General features: G+C 63.5%; 20 protein-coding genes. 15 read left to right on the plus strand and 5 right to left on the minus strand.

The genetic code is table 11. From position 1 onward, the window contains the following. Window positions 1-134: 134 nt before the first annotated feature. Window positions 135-1,034 (minus strand): hypothetical protein, encoded by a 900-nt coding sequence (locus tag NG1_RS15745; RefSeq protein ID WP_062971519.1) that lies wholly within the window; start codon window positions 1,032-1,034, stop codon window positions 135-137. Then, a complete protein-coding gene (locus NG1_RS35655) occupies window positions 991-1,380 on the minus strand; it encodes a hypothetical protein (RefSeq protein ID WP_281218230.1) in 390 nt (129 codons plus the stop codon). The genes NG1_RS15745 and NG1_RS35655 overlap by 44 nt, the downstream gene beginning before the upstream one ends. A gap of 149 nt (window positions 1,381-1,529) precedes the next feature. Between NG1_RS35655 and NG1_RS15750 the strand changes: the two genes are divergently transcribed. From NG1_RS15750 to NG1_RS15780, 8 genes are all read left to right on the plus strand, one after another. Continuing rightward, on the plus strand, window positions 1,530-2,297 hold the full coding sequence (locus tag NG1_RS15750; protein ID WP_062971521.1) for a hypothetical protein: 768 nt from the start codon (window positions 1,530-1,532) through the stop codon (window positions 2,295-2,297). A gap of 44 nt (window positions 2,298-2,341) precedes the next feature. Next, window positions 2,342-3,919 (plus strand): endonuclease NucS domain-containing protein, encoded by a 1,578-nt coding sequence (locus tag NG1_RS15755; RefSeq protein ID WP_062971524.1) that lies wholly within the window; start codon window positions 2,342-2,344, stop codon window positions 3,917-3,919. 112 nt (window positions 3,920-4,031) lie between these two features. After that, window positions 4,032-4,301, plus strand: a complete 270-nt coding sequence (locus tag NG1_RS36730) for a hypothetical protein (protein WP_157114074.1) — start codon at window positions 4,032-4,034, stop codon at window positions 4,299-4,301. Between the two features lie 317 nt (window positions 4,302-4,618). Next, window positions 4,619-5,611, plus strand: coding sequence for a hypothetical protein (locus NG1_RS15760; RefSeq protein WP_062971526.1), 993 nt, complete (start codon window positions 4,619-4,621; stop codon window positions 5,609-5,611). Further along, window positions 5,595-7,064 carry a hypothetical protein gene (locus tag NG1_RS15765; protein WP_210750858.1) on the plus strand — a complete coding sequence of 490 codons (1,470 nt, stop codon included), beginning with the start codon at window positions 5,595-5,597 and terminating at the stop codon, window positions 7,062-7,064. Before NG1_RS15760 ends, NG1_RS15765 begins: the two co-directional genes overlap by 17 nt. A 1,553-nt stretch (window positions 7,065-8,617) precedes the next feature. Then, window positions 8,618-9,055 carry a hypothetical protein gene (locus NG1_RS38835; RefSeq protein WP_157114075.1) on the plus strand — a complete coding sequence of 146 codons (438 nt, stop codon included), beginning with the start codon at window positions 8,618-8,620 and terminating at the stop codon, window positions 9,053-9,055. A 2-nt stretch (window positions 9,056-9,057) separates the two neighbouring features. After that, entirely contained in the window at window positions 9,058-10,071 is a 1,014-nt protein-coding gene (locus NG1_RS38840) for a tyrosine-type recombinase/integrase (RefSeq protein WP_062971532.1), read from the plus strand. A gap of 877 nt (window positions 10,072-10,948) precedes the next feature. After that, window positions 10,949-11,512 (plus strand): hypothetical protein, encoded by a 564-nt coding sequence (locus NG1_RS15780; RefSeq protein ID WP_157114076.1) that lies wholly within the window; start codon window positions 10,949-10,951, stop codon window positions 11,510-11,512. A gap of 78 nt (window positions 11,513-11,590) precedes the next feature. On the opposite strand, the gene NG1_RS38320 is transcribed toward NG1_RS15780, so the two are convergent. Together NG1_RS38320 and NG1_RS38325 are read right to left on the minus strand one after the other, a co-directional pair. Then, window positions 11,591-11,857: a carboxymuconolactone decarboxylase family protein gene (locus NG1_RS38320; RefSeq protein ID WP_245659929.1), complete on the minus strand. Its 267-nt coding sequence runs from the start codon at window positions 11,855-11,857 to the stop codon at window positions 11,591-11,593. Continuing rightward, window positions 11,773-12,384, minus strand: coding sequence for a DoxX family protein (locus NG1_RS38325; protein ID WP_309247325.1), 612 nt, complete (start codon window positions 12,382-12,384; stop codon window positions 11,773-11,775). The genes NG1_RS38320 and NG1_RS38325 overlap by 85 nt, the downstream gene beginning before the upstream one ends. A gap of 98 nt (window positions 12,385-12,482) precedes the next feature. On the opposite strand from NG1_RS38325, the gene NG1_RS35670 reads away from it, so the two are divergent. From NG1_RS35670 to NG1_RS36740, 7 genes are all read left to right on the plus strand, one after another. Next, window positions 12,483-12,818 carry a hypothetical protein gene (locus tag NG1_RS35670; RefSeq protein WP_084498953.1) on the plus strand — a complete coding sequence of 112 codons (336 nt, stop codon included), beginning with the start codon at window positions 12,483-12,485 and terminating at the stop codon, window positions 12,816-12,818. Window positions 12,819-12,922: 104 nt separating this feature from the next. Continuing rightward, a complete protein-coding gene (locus NG1_RS15785; protein WP_062971536.1) occupies window positions 12,923-14,134 on the plus strand; it encodes an FAD-dependent monooxygenase in 1,212 nt (403 codons plus the stop codon). Window positions 14,135-14,462: 328 nt separating this feature from the next. Continuing rightward, window positions 14,463-14,861, plus strand: coding sequence for a GlcG/HbpS family heme-binding protein (locus NG1_RS15790; RefSeq protein WP_062971537.1), 399 nt, complete (start codon window positions 14,463-14,465; stop codon window positions 14,859-14,861). Window positions 14,862-14,926: 65 nt separating this feature from the next. Further along, entirely contained in the window at window positions 14,927-15,949 is a 1,023-nt protein-coding gene (locus NG1_RS15795) for an LLM class flavin-dependent oxidoreductase (protein WP_062971749.1), read from the plus strand. Between the two features lie 219 nt (window positions 15,950-16,168). Next, entirely contained in the window at window positions 16,169-16,738 is a 570-nt protein-coding gene (locus NG1_RS15800; RefSeq protein WP_157114077.1) for a toprim domain-containing protein, read from the plus strand. Window positions 16,739-16,741: 3 nt separating this feature from the next. Further along, window positions 16,742-16,936, plus strand: coding sequence for a hypothetical protein (locus tag NG1_RS15805; protein WP_062971541.1), 195 nt, complete (start codon window positions 16,742-16,744; stop codon window positions 16,934-16,936). A 763-nt stretch (window positions 16,937-17,699) separates the two neighbouring features. Then, window positions 17,700-17,957: a hypothetical protein gene (locus NG1_RS36740; protein WP_157114078.1), complete on the plus strand. Its 258-nt coding sequence runs from the start codon at window positions 17,700-17,702 to the stop codon at window positions 17,955-17,957. Window positions 17,958-18,142: 185 nt separating this feature from the next. Here NG1_RS36740 and NG1_RS15810 read toward each other — a convergent pair whose 3' ends face one another. Beyond that, a complete protein-coding gene (locus NG1_RS15810; protein ID WP_084498954.1) occupies window positions 18,143-18,925 on the minus strand; it encodes a TetR/AcrR family transcriptional regulator in 783 nt (260 codons plus the stop codon). Between the last annotated feature and the right edge of the window lie 146 nt (window positions 18,926-19,071).

The following is a 19,071-nucleotide window of genomic DNA, read 5'->3' on the forward strand; positions in this document are numbered from 1 at the left end:
AAATCCGTATATACCTTCCGTTGAGGGGAAACCCATACGGCCGAGCATGTGCCGACGTCCGTGGCGCGCGGACCGGGACCGGCTATCTTGTGTCGTTCGGCGGCCGACCGTGTCCTGGGAATGGCGACGAGCGGCTACCTACGGGTATTGCGCAGCAACGCCACTGCCCGTGCGCCGAGCTGCTGGGTGAGCGCGTTCTCGAAGGCGAGTGTGCCGTCGGTGGTGTTGGTGCCGGCGTGCGTGAGTTCGTGCAGAAGGGTGCCGCAGAAGTCGGCGGGTGCGGTGAGTTGGTCGCGGCGGATGATGATGCGTTTGGTAGCTCGTTCGTAGACGCCGAGAATTTCGTGTCCGATGCTGTTGAGGCGCATGGTCTCCGAGATCAGGATCTCGGAGACTCCGATGCGTGTGGGTACGATGCCGAGCGCCGCGAGTAGGGGGCCGGTCAGTGAGTAGACCTGTCGTTCATTGGGAGTCAGGCGGGCCGGATCGACGAAAATGAAGGTGAAGCTGTCGTTCCAGGCATCGCGGTAGCCGTCGAGGTCGTAAAGAGGTTCGCCCTCGAAGTCGGTGAGATTTCCGATCCGGCCGGCGATGTTGTCGGGGACAAGGACCAGCCGGAAGCCCTCGTCGCGCGCGTCATCCAGCTGAGCGGCACCGAATTCCCGGTCGCTACGGGACACGAAGACAACCTTTTCGTGCGTAGCCAGCACTCGGCAGGCATGGAGGGCGATGTCATTCCAGCCCAGCTCGTCGTGCATGCCACCGGTAGTGAACGCAGCCAGATCATCGGCGAGCCCCCGAGCGACGCCAACTGTTCGACACTCCTCGAGGATGGCCTTCACGCGGTCGGCGTATGCTGTGCGCCCGACATTGCTACGCTCGCGATTCAGCGCTTGCCGCAGTCCTTTCGTGAGCGCTTCCGAGGGAACGGGTGTCAACGGCAGCAACTCGGCAAGCCCCTGCGGACCGACAATCTGCCGCTCGTATCGGTCACCCTCGATGAAATAGCAGATTGCTTGGACGAACTGGTCCATTCCAGTCCTTCTCGGCATCTGCAGCTGGGGAAGACGGTGGGTTCGTTGTCATGACTCCGACCCGGATCGACGCGCGCGAACCCAGTGGCCATGCAACTGGCACAAGCGCCACCGACGACAGCCGAGCAGCCGAACTGCGACTGGCCGTAGAGGGGGGTACGCCCGTGCGCTTCGGCCGCCGCTGGCCGACGTGGCCCGTCTTGATAGCCATTGTTGCCTTGATGAGTCCGACGATGCCCGCGCCGGCTTCGAGATGTCCGACGTTCGCCTTCGAGGACCCGATCAAACATGGCCGGTCGGCTGGCCGGTCGGCGCCGAAGACCGCAGCCATCGCTTGTGCTTCGATGGGCGATAACTACAACCTGTCGTACACTATCAATGCTGGATGACGAGCGGTAACAGGGAATGTCGGTGGTTGTCGCTATCGTCGGTATGGTGAGTTGGTATGGCGCGGGACGATTTCTGAGACCCGGTGACAGTCCGCCTGGTGAGTCGGTGATCGAAGGTGACATCTTCGCGATCCTGAACTTTGTGCTCGGCAACGGCGTTCGCCACTATCGGGTGGCCGGACGCTACGAACTACGAGCCGACATGATGTTTCTGGTGGGCGCTCGCGAACACCCGCTCGTCATCGAATACGACGGCGGGTACTGGCATCGAGACCGCGAGGACACCGACCTCAGAAAGATCTGCGAAACTCTAGAACTTCGTGGCTTGCACGACATTATTCGTCTTCGCGTGCACCCCCTGCGGCGCCTGCGACCTGCCGATATCAGCATCCCGCAGCGTGCCGATGCCATGACGTGCTCCCGCCTGGTGCTGCTTCACATCGCGCATCGCCCCGAACCCTACGAGCTCGACGACGACACCCTGGACAGAATCCACGAGTTCCTCGCGTTCAGCGCCACCATGCTGACCGACGACAACATCCATTGTGACTTCTGTCTGGAGCTGAACTTCGTTCTGCAAGAGCAGCGTTCAAGGACCCGTGGGATGGTGCATCGCCTAGACAACCCAGGCGGCATCTCTTTCAGTGAGTTGGCGGCCGAGCTCGCACAACGCAGCCAACAGTACGAGGGTCTGTGGTGTCCGGATAGTCGTGAATGGGAGCAAGCAGAAGCTGCTGCCCATCAACGGTCCGGTTTCAGAGGCTGGTTGCAGCGGCAGCGAGCGGTCGCGCAACACGTGGCGCAGTCCAGCGAGGTGGGCTCCACTATGCCTCTGCTTACGAAATATGAAACCGGTTGGATCGAAGCCGGCTGAATCGATGCGAACTGTGAGCCACGAATCGACAAGCAGGAGATCCGATGCCAGCAGATCCTCATGAATCGCGCATCCGGGAGTTCCTTGCGCACCGACTCGACATCCTGGAACCTAACCTGCGCCTTGTCGATCAGGAGTACCGGCTGCCGAACTCCAACGGGACTGGCGGTCGGATCGATATTCTTGCTCGCGACCAGCACCAGATGTGGGTAGTAATCGAGCTGAAACGGGCGAACAGGTCAGCCCGCGAGACAGCACAAGAGCTTACGAAGTATGCCGAACTGCTGCGTCGCGAGAAAGGGCTACCGCAGCATCGGATTCGAACGATGGCCGTCGCGCTGGAGCCGCAGTGGCGGGAACTTCTGGCGCCCCTGAGCAACCTTGCTCGAAAGTGGGACCACGATCTACGCGGCTACAGCTTGACCGTGGATAACGATGGCGTCCCGACAGCAGCGCGGAGGGTCGAGCTGCTCAGTGAGCCGGTCGAACAGAGGCTCACCTCAACACATGTCATCTTCCTGTTCGACGATTCAGCCAAACGGGATGCCTGCTGGCAGTGGACCGTGCGATCGGCAGCAGACGCACATGCGATCGATCTCGTTGGTGTCCATCTCGACTACGACGGCACTTCCGACATCGTCATCTATCCGCACGCCCTCTACTTGGCCTTCGGCCGCATCGATAACCGCGACGGTGAGTCGCCGTGTGCGCATTTGTGTCGTCACGGAGTCCTCGACGATGAAGAACGCGCCGAGTACGTATATCCCGACGAATACGATGCACTGACACATGTGTGCGCCACCATCCGTTCGGATGATAAGGAAAGCGCAGGGCCAGATAAATTCACGCAGATCACCAACGAAGAGAACTGGACGATCAGCAAGATTCACACCACTGGCGCTTTCGCCACAGGCTTGTACGACGACGATGACATCGTCAGAGCTCTCCGCGGCCACGAGGGTGAGGCGAAGGTTCAGTACAGAGGCAGCGCCAGCAACAAAATCATCGGACAATGGCGCGAATTTAGAAAGGCAGTGATGACATGCCTGTCCCAGAACGACGACTGGACTGAACTCGTCGGCAACTGGCTCGACTGGCTGGCGCAAAAGGCCGAGGAATACGACGTCCATCTGCAGATCTACAACCCCTGCGACATAATCACCACCCTCGTTTACGGGCTGCCTGACCAGTTGAAGAAGTACAGCCCTCTCGTTCTCGGCGTAGCGAAAGCCCGTGACGGGCATGCCGCCACATACTTCCTCCGCGGAGAACTGCGATGGAACGGCATACAGGTACCGCATCTCGGCGCACTCACCCGGATCGTTTATCGAGATCCGATCTCCTGGCACATACAGAGAGGCGAGACGCACCCGCTAGACCTCCAGTTGCTTCGCTTCTGGGGAATCCACTACCTCACCCACGAATTCGCTATGGACCCAACCTCGCCCGCCGATGCGGCGCATGAAGCGTCGATTCATTTCCCAAGCAGCCTCACCGCTGAAGACATCGGCGAATGGGGCGGCGTGTTCCCACTGGACACGTTCATCGATCACCACCTCGAACAGATATCGCTGCTTGTCCAGGACTACGGAAACAGGTCTATTTGGACAAGCAGATCGTAGGTGCTCGGCGGTCCCGCAACTGGCCAACCGTGTTCCGAACCATTCCCCTTCTGGGCCATGAAATGCCACCTTGAAATGACTACTGGCTGAGGCGGAGCTGGAAAAGGCGGCTTTGAACGATACCGCGAAGGAAACTCGTAGACCCGGAACGCCGACGGGCAGCCGTGGCTCACCTGCAACGCTCGACCGCATCGCCGAGACGGCCTCCCGGGAGCGCGCGGTCCAGCTTCTCGCTAGACGCGAGCGTCGGCACAGCTTCCGACAGTTCAGGCGGGACAGCGAGGACGCCGATGCCGGTGCCGCCGAACTCGACAGCGTCAACACCCTCGTCTCCGCGATCTTCAGCTCTGTCTCCGGAGCACAGAGCCTGCCCGACGGTTGATGTGGCTCGGTTCGCTGCTGAAAGTGTCGACAGCTCAGGGGTTCGGGCTTGCTGGTGGTGGGGTCGCTTGGATCGTGGCGGGAGTGTGGGTCGGGGTTGTTGCGGCGGTGGGTACCTCGATTCGTTCGTTAGAGTATGCCCGGCGGGGCCAGCCCTACGGGGGCGAGCCGTGGAGCGGACTGGCAAAGGCACTCGGTGAGTCAACCCCGGGGGGCCGCCGCCGTGGGTGGATCGGGGTGTGCATCTCGTCCAATCTGTCACATGTGGTCGATATTCTCCGTTACGTTGTTGAGCCGCAATGGTCTTGGAGGGGTGCGATGGTAGAACAGCTCAACGTAGGCAAAGCCAAGGAGGGCATCGGCTGGACCGTCGACGGTATCGGCAAGGCGGCGCGAACCGCTTCATCGCAGTTCGCCGGGCAGGTCGGCCACGTCAAGGACGCTGCCAGAGGCAGGGTCGAGAAGCTGACCGAGAAAGGGCCGGACCCCTACGAAGTGGCCGTAGCGGAATACAACGGCGTGTTCACGGCGATGGCCGACAGGGGCCTGTCTCTGTTGCGTCAGCGCGAACGTTCGACGGACCTGATCGAGCTGGTCGAGCAGTTGGTGAACAGCATCGCCAACACCCCGAAATCATTCGATACCGACTTCGACGAGATCGAGGTACATCGGAAACGGTTCCTGAACGCGGAGGATTTCGCTCAGAAAGAGCTGGAAGCGGCGCGGTTGTCGGCTGCCCGCGCCGGCGCCGGGTTCGCGGCGGGCACCGCGGTAGCGGGCCTGGCACCGTCGGCGGCGATGTGGGTCGCCACCACCTTCGGGACAGCGTCGACCGGCACCGCGATCTCGACTCTTTCCGGGGCGGCAGCCAGCCAGGCAGCACTGGCGTGGCTCGGTGGCGGCGCGCTGGCCGCCGGTGGCGGCGGCACTGCGGCAGGCGCCACACTGCTCGCGCTTGCCGGCCCGATCGGCTGGACAATCGCGGGCGCAACCCTACTCGCGTCGATCGCCCTGTTCGCGAAGAAGAAGTTCGAGAATCGAGAGGCGAAGCACGAAGCGCTGACTGCGATAAAGCACAACACCGCCCTCGTCGAAGGCATGGATGCTCAGATCGACGACCTCCTCCAGCGGACGACCTCGCTGCGCGAAGGGCTGGTAAAGAGTTACGGCGAAGCCTTGGTGCACTTCCGCGCCGATTTCCACGCGCTCGCCCCTGCCGAGCGGTCGACACTCGCTACGTTGGTGAACAACACGAAGTCGTGCGCGACCATGCTGAGCATGCGCATCGAGCAGGATGCCGATAGTGAGTGACGCTGCCGAGTTCGTCACGGGCACCCACGAGCAGGCCGTTGCTTCCTGGGTGAGCTATCTCAACCAGCTGCGCATAGACAACCTTCTGAGCGCGCTCAGCCAGCAGGACGAGCACCTTCGGGACGCACTCACCAGCGTCGATGAAGCCGTCAAGAAGATCGACCTCGAGGTGGTCGCCGCAAACCGCGGCGGACAGCATGGCATGCACGGCTTCATCGCCGAGATCGCCGAGGTCGGGATCGGCAACGCCCGAAAGCAGATCCTCGGCCACGAGGCCGTCTACCAGTGGGTCAACGACAACGGACCCGTCGACCTGATGCGCGGAAGTGTCGAGATCCAGCAGAAATTCGTCGCAGCGGGTGGCCGCTTCTCACTGGGCGCGATCGCCGAGCACCTCCAGAAGTATCCCGAATACGTGCGCAACGGCGGAAAATACCAGATCCCGCGTGATCACTTCGAGGTGATCCAGCGGCTACATGCCTTGTCGCCCGAGGAAGCGGGCAAGCTACTGTCACGCAGCGGCGACGGACCTTCCCTCAGAGACTGGCAGCGGGTCCAGGCGTTCTTCCAAGACAGATCGGTCGGCTTCGAATCGCTCGAGCCCTCGACGCTCGAGTACAACGAAGTGCAGCGCGATGTCTACACCTCGACCATGGCGGCCGAACAGGGCTCGCTCCACGCCACGGACCGGTCCCTGCGCGACGATGCCTACCAGCGCAGCCATCCGACGCTGCGAGAAGGAGGCACGGCCGCACTCACGGCCGCCGCGACTGCGGGCGCGACCGCGTTCGTACTGGCCGTTGTCGCCAAGCGTCGGGAAGGCAAGCGGCTCAGTGAGTTCAGCGAGCGCGACTGGATCGACCTCGCCGGCGAGACCGGCTCAGGTTTCAGCACGGGCGGCGTTCGAGGACTGAGCATCTACGCGCTCACCAATTTCACCGCGACCTCCGCAGCCGTCGCCAGCTCGATCGTCACCACATCCTTCAGCATCGCAGAACAAGCGAACAAGCTGCGCCGGGGCCAGATCGACGAACTCGAGTTCATCGAGAACTCCGAGCTCATCGCCTTGCAAGCCGCAGTACGCGCGCTGGGCGCTTGTCTCGGCCAGGCGACAATCCCCATCCCGGTCCTCGGCGCTGTCCTCGGCACCACAGTCGGCACTGTGCTGTACAAGGCCGTCGCATCGTCGTTGACGAAGCGAGAGGCGGCGCTGATCGAGCGCTACCTCGACGAGCAACGCACGCTCGACGAGCAACTCGCCGCGGAGTACCAGGCCATACTGGAAAAGCTGGACCAGAGCATGTCGGACTATCTCGGGCTCCTCGAACGAGCCTTCTCGCCCGACGTGCAGGTCGCGCTCGTCGGATCGGTCGAGCTAGCGGTGGAACTCGGCGTGGCTCCGGACGAGATCCTGGATTCCGATGAAAAGGTCGCCGCCTACTTCCTCGACTAGCGAGAGGAAGGCCACAGCCGACGCGGCAACCTATCCCTCAACTTGCGTCTGCCATTTTGCTATGGAATCCATGGCAGCCCAACTGGGCCATGGCCGATCGGGTCTGACTGGATGCGAGATCGGTGACGCCTACGAACAAACACTTCCGCGTGAGCACACGGCGCGACTACTACGGCGACCCGACAGCGGCTGTGGAAGCCGTTAACGGAACCGACGGCGAGGCTCTCGCCTGGCAGCAGGCCGATGTTTTCACGAGATCGCACGATGGCAAGCAGCCCGCCAAGACAGCGACGTTACCCGCCGCTAATTGATAGTTGGCTTCGAACATCAGCCGACCAGTCGAAACCGCAGGTTGTCCCGTTCCCATGTTCAGGCTTCGGAATGCTCCGGCTCATGGCGCGGATGATCCTCGTCAGTGCACGGCACGCAGCGCACGACCCCCGGCGGCACGGCGAACCCAACTCTGCGACACACACCGAATCACTAATCGGCAGATTGGCCACAGCCTCCGCTACCGCGAAGGCTTACGGCAGGTCAGGGCCCGATCCTGGACACCCCCATCACTGCCAGTGCGGATTCGAGGACACGGATCCAGGTCATTTCCGAATGACTCGGTGAGGTTCGAGGCGTGCTACGGGCTGAAAGTTCTCAGTCTTTTCTACGTCGGTCTGGCCGTTGGAGTCGCTTTGTTCCACCCCGACCATCGTCGACGCCGCGACGCTCGCGCAGTGCTCGGGTGCCTTGCCGATTTTCTTCCGCGAAGCCGTCGCAGACCGACATCCCCGGCCCCGAAGATCGGGAACGTGGCGGTGTCATCCAGTCGGCCTGGGCGAAGCCGGAAACGTCGACATCAGCAAAGGACTTTGGGTTACGGCCGAAGATGACGCCAGCACCCGTGTCTTATACAGCACCAGCGAAATCCCCTCCGCATGTGGCAGCCCGCAGCATCGGAGACACCACCCTTTGACATCCGAGAAAGGCAGCCGAGGACCAGCGACGTGCCGCGGCTGCGGTCGGCTGTCGGTCTCCGCAGCGGGGCATCACCGTCTGAATGAGCGCACGCCATGATCTGAACCACAACCGCGCGCGACTCATATTCCTGGGCCCGGCCCTGATCGTCGCCCCCGGATTGTCAATGGCCAGTGAGTTTCGCCCCGTGTGTACCGGATCGTATCGTTCACGTTCATGGCCACCCCGGTGAAACCGGCCTGCGGCCTCGCCGACGGCCCCGTCGACCTCCGCCGTAGCGCACAGGACACCCGCGCCCATTCACCTTTCCCCGCCGCCCAGCTCACAGCCGTTGCGCGACAAGTCGACCCAACCCCACGAATCCACCCACCCCAAAGATAGCGAATAGCTATAATTTGATGGTTACCGGACTCGCGTCGACGCGAGCAACGGCCCCCGCCCACTGCGCGCCGGCAGCCCACACCACCGCGGCGACGGGCACCAGCGAGGGCACGACGATCGGAGGCGCACATGCATCAGCCTGCCGCACTTCGTCATCGACGCGATCCATCACCGCCTCGGCACGGATACCATGCTTTCGGTGGGTGGTTCGTGTGGTGATCCCCGCGCTCGTCCCGCCCTCGACCCGGATCGACGAACTGATCGAAGCCCTGCGCGGCGGGCCTCGTCCGACCGCCGCGCCCGTCGATCCCGACACCGCCTACAGCATGTGCGTCGTCGGTGACGGTGGCCGTATCCACGACCGCGCCGTCCTCACCGCCCTGGACTGGTCACCGGGTACCCGCCTACGCACCCGATCGACCTCCACGGCCCTGCTCGTCGTCGTTCCCGATCGACTCGGTGCCGCCGAAGTCATGGCTCCCGGCTACTTCCGCGTCCGGGTCCGACGGCGCCGCGAAGTCGCCCTACATGTCGGTGACAAGGTCCTGCTCGTCGGATACCCCCGCCACCAACTCCTGGCCATCCACCCACCCTCCTCGCTACACGCCCACTTCGGTGACCACCGCCACCTGGAGCCCTGACCATGACCACCGACCCGGCCACCCTCCACGCCACCCGAATCCTGCTCCACCGACTCGCAATAACCCCCACCGACCTCACCACCACCACAGCCGCCACCCCGACCTTCATTGACGCCGTTCCCCACCTGCGCACCACCCTCACCCCAGGAACTCTCCGCACCTATGACACCCACCTACGCTGGCTCGAAACCACCTGGGCACACCGCCAACTCGATACCGTCACCGTCGCCGAACTCCACGACCGCGCCCGCAGCGTCCAACGAGAAGCCCTCCACCACACCAGTACCCGAAACGGCACAAGCGCACGCGAGCACTTCGTCAGCGCGACACGCTGCCTCTACCGCTACGCCGAGCGCAACAACTGGATCCACCCGACCCGCAACCCCGCCCGCACTCTCGCCCTCCCCCGTCGCGCGCCCTCCCACCGCCACGCCATCCCCTCACCACAACTGGCCCAGATCTGCCACACCGCAGCACTCACCGGCAACGACGCCGAACTCGACACCCTGCTGCTACGTCTACACATCGAAACCGCGTGCCGCCGCGCGGGCGCTCTCAACCTGCGCCTCCGAGACCTCGACCCACACCACTGCCTCATCCACCTCCGAGAAAAGAACAACACCGACCGCTACCAACCCGTCTCCCCCACGCTCATGCACCACCTGCTCCACCACGCCCACCACCGATACAGCCCACCCGACCAACAACTCCTGCGCTACCGCAACACCAACCCCGTCACCACCCGCCGCTACGACCACCTCTGGAACCGCCTCGGCCGACACCTCCCCTGGGTCGCCACCCGACACATCAGCACCCACTGGCTCCGCCACACCACTCTCACCTGGGTCGAACGCACCTTCGGACACGCCACCGCCCACGCATACGCCGGCCACCACAACCCCACCACTACCTACACCAAAGCCGATCTCACCGACATCGCCACCGCCCTCACCGCACTCACCCGAGAACCCCACCCCCTCGCCACAACCACCCCGCCCCGCCCATCAACGCACTAACAGTGCCTCACCAGCCCAGATATTTGCCAACAGGGGGATTACCGATGATCACGCCCCGCTGCGGTCGCAGATAAGAGCACTCGCGCCAGGACCAAGGGCACAAACCGCGCGAACGGGTCCACCCACGCAACGATACATCCAGCTACTTCCACAGGGTTGCGAAACTTCTATCATCCCTGGCACTTTCACACCACAGACCGAGAATCAACTTGACTGTTACCAGTCAGCGACCTACATTAGAGGTGCCTTCCGCACGGATCACCCCCATCGGTGACCCGAATTCGTAACCAAGTCCCCTCTCGCGCACAGATCTCCGTCAGTCGTGACACGTTCCCGAGGCGCATGTTGGAGCGAACTCGCACACAGCGTGGGCGACCAGTGGAAACTCACTTTGACCTGCAACTATCTCCGACATAGCTGCCGCTTTGCGGCAGTTGTGATCCCGTCGGAAGGTTTGCTGGCACTGCTGCTGAGAGGGGCGGCAGGGGTGATCGCGCCGGTCATCCCGCCGCAGCCGCCGTTGCAGGAACCTGTTCACGTACCGGCGGTCACGAACCGCGTGGTCCGTCCCGCCGCTGACGATCTCGTGTATGGGCTCTGCTCCGTCGGAACGGAGGCCGGATCCTCGATGAGTTCACCTTCACCGCGCTGGAATGACGTCGGGGCATACTCATGGAGTTGACGCGGCGGCTACGTTCTCCGGACTTACCTGGTCGAGGGTCGGGCGGTGCTGTGACGAAGCACCGCATCTACCGACCGAGCATTCGAACTGAACGATCGACGAGCGTGCGGTATGCGGCAGTTCAGTGCGTTCGCCCGTTGAGCACCGGACGGGTGGTAACCAGCGTGCACGGATCTGTCCAGTACGGTCGCGCCGGTGGGTAGCGATAGCCGTTACGCGGCATACGAAGCCGACCTCTGGGAACGACTGGCTGCGTTGCTGCCCTCGACCGAGGACGCCGAAAACTTCCGCGCCTGCCGCGAGTCCGGCCATCAGGAAGCAGGGCTGTGGATGCTGACCCGACGGCTGCTCGAGCAGCAGGTGCCCATCAGCGACCGAACACGCGCCGAAATCGAAGTACTTGCCGAGCAATGGGGTGAGCGGCTGGCCCGCCACGACGAAATCACTACGTGCGTACGAGATTCCGATGATGAAGCGTCCATCCGGCTGCTCGCGGATGATCGGTCGGCACCGGTCCAACCAGCCCGGATCGGCCTTACGGACTCTGCCCTGACGGCCCTGCTCGTCGTCCCGTGGCTCGAATGCCTGCGCTGCGGAACAGTGCTGGCGCGAGTCCACGCGCAGGAACCGTGGGGAGATCTTCGATATCTGGCTGCTCATTACGTCGTCTGGCGTCACACCGCATCGGACGATGCACTCGAGATCTTCGACGAGTCCGACCTGCACAGCGCCTTCGAATCGCTGCTTTCCTGTAGCTGATCTCCTGAACCCGGCATCGCCGGAGATACGAGAATGGGGCGGCAACTGGACGCCGACCGCTCCCGGCGGCACCCAACGTCATGGCCGGCGAATGCGAGTAGCAGTACGAGACCGAGTCGGCAGGCGGTTGCGGGCGCGGGCGATATTCGCCCCACGCCCGCAGCCGATGTCCGGGCTGTCAGGCCGATACGGGAGACCACTGCTCGGCTTGGGGCCGGCCGGGCAGCGGCTGTCCGATGAGGGCAGCGGGACGAAGAAGTTCACCTGGCCGATGGCCATGGCGAGAGTGGCCAGCGCTTTGTCGTCGTAGTGTTCGGCGGCGAGGGCGTAGAGCTCATCGGGCACCCACTCCCCGTGCGTTGCCGGTTGCAGGACGGCTTCGACCAGAGCGAGCGCGACGCGTTCGGCGTCGCTGAAATAGGGGGGCGTCGCGCCAGGTCGCTACCGCGGCGATCCATTCCTCGCCCTCCCCGGCGGCGCGCAGGTTCCCGGCGTGCAGGATCGTCAGGTGGGTGCTGCCGACGAGCTGGCCGGGTCTGAGGGCGGTGCCCGGTGGTCCCGAGTGCGCGCAGTGTGGCGGCAGTGGATGCGCCCTGCGGCAGCCATCCGCGGGCGGCGAAGGTGGCGGCCACGAAGAACAGGGGCATGGCCGATTTGTCGTAGCCGTCCCCGGCGGCCAGATGCGATGCCGCGGCGCCGCCGTAGACGAAGACCAGTCCGGCGTAGGCCCATTCCTTGGTGCGCGGGTGGCCGGGGTGTCGTAGCCGAGGTCGTGGTGCGTCTCGATCCCCAGCAGCTGAGCCACCCGTTGGCACTGTTTCGACTCCGCAATTGCCTCGCAAATTGCTCCGGAGAGGGCACTGAGCGACCACCTCCCCGTTTTTGCACCTATTTGCCAATGCGCGACTTCTGGAGTGTGACGAAACAGCGTACGATTCAACTAGGTCGGGACTGTATCTGGAGCCCTATCATGTTCGAGAGAAAGAATTCACACACGAAGTTCGCACGGTTGGCGGCCGCCACCGGTATAGCCGCTGTTGCCGCGATTCCGGTCGTCGCAGCCGCGGCGCAAGCGCCCAGCGCGCGCGCAACGACGCCTACCTCCGCAACCCAGCTCGTCGACAGCCCCGGTTGGGGTAACGGTGGCGGCTGGGGTAACGGCGGTGGTTGGGGCCACGGCGGCGGCTGGGGTAACGGCGGTGGCTGGGGTAACGGCGGCTGGGGTAACGGCGGCGGCTGGGGTAACGGCCCAGGCTGGTGGAATTGGTTCAACCCACCCGGCTGGGGTGGCTGGGGCAGCTTCTAGCGCCGGTGACCGAGCCCGGACACGCACAGCGTGCCGGGCTCGGTTGCATCGAGTACCGATCATGTGCAGCCAGGTTCGACCAATCGGCTGGAACCGGTGACGAGATGAAGATTGTGTGTGTCGGTGGCGGGCCGGCCGGGTTGTACTTCGCCATTTCGATGAAGCGGCGCGACCCGGCGCATGACATCACGGTGATCGACCGCGATCCCCTCGGGTCCACCTATGGCTGGGGCGTCGTGTACTGGGACGACCTGCTCGACATTCTGTATCGCAACGACCCCGACAGCGCCCAGGCGGTGCGCGCCGACTCGGTTCTATGGCGTGAACAGGCAATCCATGTGCGCGACGACCAGACCGCACATTTCGGGGGCTACGGGTTCAGCATGGGGCGCGCGGCATTGCTCGACGTACTTTCCCGGCGGGCGAGTGACTTGGGCGTCGATGTCCAGCACGGGCAAGAGGTCCACGATCTGTCCGGCTTCATCGACACCGATCTCATCGTCGCCGCCGACGGCGCGAACAGCCGGGTACGGCAGCTGGGCGATCCTCGTTTCGGCACGTCCGTCACGCTCGGCGAGAATCGATATATCTGGCTCGGTACGGACAAAGTCTTCACCCGATTCACCTTCGCCTTCGAGCACACCTCGGCCGGTTGGATCTGGTTCCATGCCTACCCGTCGGTTGCCGAAAAAATCAGCACTTGCATCGTCGAGTGCCAACCACAGACTTGGCACGGACTGGGATTCGATTCCCTGGACAACTCGGAGAACTTGCGTGTTCTGGAAAACATATTCGCGCGCCTTCTCGACGGTCACTCGTTGATCAGCAAGACGCGAGGCGAGGCCGCCAGGTGGAGCCGCTTTCCCGAGATCACCAACAAGACCTGGTATCACGACAATGTGGTGCTACTCGGCGATGCGGCGCACACGACGCATTTCACCATCGGCTCGGGCACCCGGTTGGCAATCGTCGACGCCGTCGTGCTCGCACAGAGCCTGTACGAACATGCCGAGGTCGCCGACGCGCTGGAGAACTACGACGCGCAGCGGCGCGCCGCGCTGCGCCCGATCCAGGCCGCCGCCCGTACCAGCATGATCTGGTTCGAACACGCCGACCGGTATCTCGACCGCAGCGCCGTGCAGTTCGCCTATGCGATGGCGGCTCGGCACGGTCCACAAATGCCGTGGCGCTACCAGCGACACCTACTCACCCAGATACCCGCTGTGCGCAAGATCCGGCGTGGTATCGACTCCGGACAGCGGTGGTTGCGGGCTGCCCGACGGGGAGAACTCGCGATGGTTCAGGCGCGCCGGTAATGACCGCCGAGCGGCAAGACGCAGGGCCCGCGCCATCCCGTCCCGGCCGGAGGAGACCGACAGAGTTCACCCGCGAAGAGCGAGCCGATGATCGCTGGGCGGAGTCTGGTCTGGGGATCCATTCCTCGCCCAGGCGCAAGTCGAGGACATCGGCACCGCGGCGGCGCTACCTGCCGGATTCAGCGGCTCCGGTGAGCACCGGCACCGGCGGGCTGGACCCAGGTGGTGCTCGGGCCGATCTGTAGTCCCCGCGGTGCACTCCGGTGAACTGGCGACCTTTCCGCTTACAAGGCCGAACTTCTACCGGCCATACGGCATTCTGGACACCATGACGATCTCGCTCGAGCGGGCCGATTCCGTGGTTGCCGCCGCGCGCCGCGCTGCGGCCGGGCACGGGGAAACCGTCACGATCGCAGTGGTCGATGCCGTCGGCAAGCTGGTCGCATTCGCACGGATGCCCCGTGTCTCGCTGCCTACGATCCACTCCGCCCAACACAAAGCTGCGGCCGCGATCGCAGTCGGCTTCGACACTATTCAGATGGCCCCGCTCAACGACCCGGGTCATCTATTGCCCGGGGCCGTGTCCTCTGGCGATCCGTTCGTGCCACACGGTGGCGGGGTGCTCATCCGCGCGGGCGGAGTGGCGATCGGTGCCATCGGGGTATCCGGCGCGATAACCCCGATCATCGATCACAAGATCGCGTCGGAGGCCGTCCATTCGAGCTGATGAGTGCGGAATGTCGGCGGGACTCGGTCAGCGCGGAGCCACGTTGCGGGAAGGTGGGCCAGGTGATGAATCTTCTCCGGGAGGTCCGTATCTCGGTTCTGGACACGGCTCCCATCACCCAGGGATCGAACGCGACCACGGCGTTGCGCAACAGCGTTGAACTGGCACAGCTGGCCGACGGCCTCGGCTACCATCGGTACTGGGTGCCCGAGCATCATGGCATGTCAGGGGTGGCCAGTGCGGCGCCGGCCGTGATTGCCGGACGCGTCGCCTCGGTGACCCGGCGGATACGGGTCGGTTCCGGCGGGGTGATGTTGCCGAACCACGCTCCTGTCGTGATCGCCGAACAATTCGGCACTCTGGAGGCTTTCCATCCCGGACGTATAGACCTCGGACTCGGACGTGCGCTTGGCGGACCTCGCGCAATCGCTGATCGCGTGCGCAGCGAGCACGACCGTACGGCCGAATCGTTCGAAGATCAGGTTCTAGAACTACTCGCGCTCTTCGACGCACGCGGCCGCGCGGCGGCGGTACCTGCGGTAGGCAACAGACCTGAGATCTGGATGCTCGGCAGCAGCGACTACACCGCCCGGATCGCTGGGAGCCTCGGGCTCCCGTTCGCCGCTGCCCACCATTTGAAGCCGATGAACACCGTTGAAGCGGTTCGAACCTACTCGCAAACGTTCCAGCCGTCATCGATATGCCCGACTCCGCGGATCTCGATCAGTGTGGCGGTTATTGTCGCCGACAGCGACGAGCAAGCTCAGTGGCTGGCCGGTTCGCTGAGGATGAAGATCGCCCGGCGACGGCAGGGCAAACCGATACAGCTACCCAGTCCTCGAACAGCTGAGGCACATGGGTATGCGGAGAATCGGAAGACAGACGATGAACTGACCGGCGTGTTCGTCGGGGGTATTTCGACTGTGCTGCCGCAGCTGCAGGCGCTGGTCGATGCCACCGGCGCCGACGAGCTATTGGTCAAGACCGATCTGTACAGCCCGAGCGACCGATGCAAGTCCTACGAGCTGCTGATGAACAGTGAGACATACCCGCTTACAGCGGTCGGATCATCACCAGCGTCTCCTTGACACATCCGGACCCCTTCGAGTCCAGAGCCGGGTGCTGATCGCTGTCCAGCACTGTGGTCGAAGCTGGAGCCACGGCAGAGGAAGCGAGCTGGATTGTGTCATCGGCAGACAGCCGATTTTCGCAGCGGCGGCGAGTGGTCTCAGGTCACCGGCCGCGTTTCCTCGGCCCAGCTCGCGAGTAGCCGTAAGACGGTTTGCGAGGGTGAGCTCTCTTCGACCGTGTGGGCGATCAGCGCGGAGGGTGGTAAAGAAATCCGCCATCTCGACCGGCTTCTCGACGTGACCCGTAACGCCCTGCTTTATGCGCCGCGAGCGATCCTCGTCGAGGGACTGTCAGAAGCTCTCTTGCTGCCGGCGTTCGCTGAGCGCGTTCTGGCTCCGGCCGACCATGCAGGGCCAGCGGACGTTCTTGCGGCCCGTCAAGCGTGGGAACGCTTCCACGGCACGACCATGCTGCTGGTCGAGGGCGTCGGGTTCCCGACCTACCTGAAGTTGCTGTTGACCCCCGTGGGGGATTCTCGTATTGCCCAACGCATCGCCTTGATCACGGACACCGACCGGGCAGCCGGGGAAGACGATCCGCAGCGGATCGTCAACTACGACGCAGAAGCAGAGCGGCACGGCCGTGAACGGCTGGGTGTCTTCGCAGGTGAACGATCACTCGAACCTCAACTGTGGCAGGCCAGCAACGAGGGCGTCCTCCGCGACGCGTTCCTCGCTTGTCATCCCCAGTCTCAACATCGCTGGGACACGATCCTGGAATCGGACGATCCATCCCGAGCGTTCTGAGGCTTGTTCGATCCGGACAAGAACCCCGATGACGAAGACAAGCCCGCGAAGGTCACAAAGGTTTCGAAACCGCGCTTCGCGCAGGAACTGGCCGACATCCTTACTCGGCAACCTGAGCGTCCCTTCACCATCCCCGGCTACCTGCAAGAGGCGATCAAGTACATCACGACCGCTGAGGAACAGGCTCCGACCCAGTGAGCCTGGCCATCGAACACGCCAAAGCCGAACAGCAGCACGCAATCGACGCCGACGCACCTCTATTCGTGGCAGGCGTGTCCCGGTGCCGGCAAGACGCATGTGATCGTCTCCCGCCATCTGCAACGTCCGGCGGGTGCACTCCGCAGTGGACGAGCCCTGGTGTCGTTCACGCGCACCGCTCGCGACCAGATGAAGGCCCGGTGCATCACCGAGGGCCACCCGGAAATGGCCCAGTTTCCCCACTACATTGGCACCACCGCGACGCCGCAATCGTCATAGGCTGCGCGCTTCCTGGTCGTGTCGCAAATCGTCAAGAAGCTGGCCCCGCATGCACGAGACGCTCGGGGCTCTCGTACTTCAAGGTCCGACGATGCGGCGTTCAACGCGTGGCGATCGTCGGTGACTACTCCAGTTTGACGTCGCATCGCCTCGCTGGTCGCCTGCCGTCTCCACCTCCGTCGAGCGGTGGGCGACAGCAGGAATCGAACCCTCGAACCCGGTGTCTCGACGAACCCGAGGGCGATGAACTTGCCCAGAAGCAGGCCAATTCTCAAGTGGCACGATGGCAAGCGGCCCAGAAAGACGGCGGCACCACACGCCTAATAACTGATAATCGGCTTCGATCACCAAACGCCCACCTGGAAACCGCAGGCCATCCCCGTTCCCATCTTCGACACGCCCCGCCGTGGGCACATCGAAGATGGGACCAGAAACCGGTCCGTACCGGCGGCCGGGGGATCGTCAGATCGAATAGGAATCCGCGATGACCAGGCGTTTTCCAGTTGCCCTGAAGGATACACAAAACATGGGCAACCAGATCTCGTCACCCCGGACAAGCTGGACGGCCAGGCTGTCGATGTCGGTGACGCCACGTTCGAACCCGGTCACATTCCTCGAGAAGCCGCATCAGACGGTCCTGTCGATGGCACGAAGCGTGCGGGTGTGCATTCCGCTCATGGCTTGCGTCGAACCGGTTGGCTGGTCTGCGATTCGCGGACGTTCAGGGACGACAGACGGCTGATTGGGAAGACCCACCGAGTTGGGACGATACCGCGCGGGAGGATGATGCCGTAGAGGGAGATGTCCGGGATGCAGCGGATTTACTACACGGTAGCGACGAGAACCTGGCAGCTCTGGGCTGCGCACTCGCCGAATAGGCAGGGCTTGAGGTGTCAGCGCGCTTCGGGGCCGTCCAACCCCTGAAGGCTATTTTGCATTGGGAGATTCGATTCCTCGCGTCTGGCTGGTTACCGTCAGCCACACCGTGGCGAGCTGGTCGATGAACCGATCGGCGGTTGCCTCCACGCGGCCGTCGAGCCAATCCAGCAGGGTTCTCATGCTGCCGTGGACCAGAATGGACGCGGCGACATCGACGGTGGGATCGATGGTCGCCTGCACGGTTCGAGCGTCCATGACAAGGATGTCGATGATCCGCTGCACAGCGGCCGTCCGGGCCACTGAGGCAGTTTCGTTGGAACCGGCCTCCCGGAACAGCACACGGGTTCTGGCCGGGTGCGCGACGGCGCGATCCACCAACTTCTCGACCATGGTCCGCACGAGCAGCGGGGTCGGAATGGACAGATCGTCCACCACGACCAATTCCAGGACCTCGTCGGCGAGCTGCTCGATCACAGCCGCGGCGAGCGCATCGAGATCGGCGAAGCTTTCGTAGAAGTAGCGCTTGTTCAGGCCGGCTGCTTCGCAGACTCGGTCGATCCGGAGCTGGGGCCAACCCTGCTCGGCGATCAAGGCGATTGCCGCCTCGAGCAGTGCGGTCCGCCTCCGGCCGACGCGTTCGTCGCCGGTTTCGCCCGCATACATCCGCTGCTTACTCGTCCTCGGCATTCGCTTCCTTGGTCGGTCTTGACTCCACCACCCAGCTCTGGCACAGTACGGTACCAGATTATCTGGCACGCATCTGTACCAGATGATGTGATCAGTGGAGATGCTCGCGCTGCAGCTCCCGTGTTCGAAGGAAACGCTGTGCATACCGAGGCTTTTGCGCAGGGCATAGGACTCGATGTGTCCCGTCCGCCGGTTGAGATGGCGGCCAACATGACGGCGTGTACGCCATCGGAGGCCCCTGGATGGTCTGCACCGCCATGTCCTCGAACCAATGAATAGAACTGAAACGA

This window comes from Nocardia gamkensis NBRC 108242, from assembly GCF_001612985.1.
GTDB classification, from domain to species: Bacteria; Actinomycetota; Actinomycetes; order Mycobacteriales; family Mycobacteriaceae; genus Nocardia; species Nocardia gamkensis.

Coding starts and splice junctions, on each gene's coding strand:
- NG1_RS38840 (WP_062971532.1), top strand. CDS start 9,058: ATGACCACCGACCCGGCCACCCTCCACGCCACCCGAATCCTGCTCCAC.
- NG1_RS15765 (WP_210750858.1), top strand. CDS start 5,595: ATGCCGATAGTGAGTGACGCTGCCGAGTTCGTCACGGGCACCCACGAG.
- NG1_RS15745 (WP_062971519.1), bottom strand. CDS start 1,034: ATGGACCAGTTCGTCCAAGCAATCTGCTATTTCATCGAGGGTGACCGA.
- NG1_RS15760 (WP_062971526.1), top strand. CDS start 4,619: ATGGTAGAACAGCTCAACGTAGGCAAAGCCAAGGAGGGCATCGGCTGG.
- NG1_RS15785 (WP_062971536.1), top strand. CDS start 12,923: ATGAAGATTGTGTGTGTCGGTGGCGGGCCGGCCGGGTTGTACTTCGCC.
- NG1_RS35670 (WP_084498953.1), top strand. CDS start 12,483: ATGTTCGAGAGAAAGAATTCACACACGAAGTTCGCACGGTTGGCGGCC.
- NG1_RS15795 (WP_062971749.1), top strand. CDS start 14,927: ATGAATCTTCTCCGGGAGGTCCGTATCTCGGTTCTGGACACGGCTCCC.
- NG1_RS15755 (WP_062971524.1), top strand. CDS start 2,342: ATGCCAGCAGATCCTCATGAATCGCGCATCCGGGAGTTCCTTGCGCAC.
- NG1_RS15810 (WP_084498954.1), bottom strand. CDS start 18,925: ATGCACAGCGTTTCCTTCGAACACGGGAGCTGCAGCGCGAGCATCTCC.
- NG1_RS15790 (WP_062971537.1), top strand. CDS start 14,463: ATGACGATCTCGCTCGAGCGGGCCGATTCCGTGGTTGCCGCCGCGCGC.
- NG1_RS36740 (WP_157114078.1), top strand. CDS start 17,700: ATGACCAGGCGTTTTCCAGTTGCCCTGAAGGATACACAAAACATGGGC.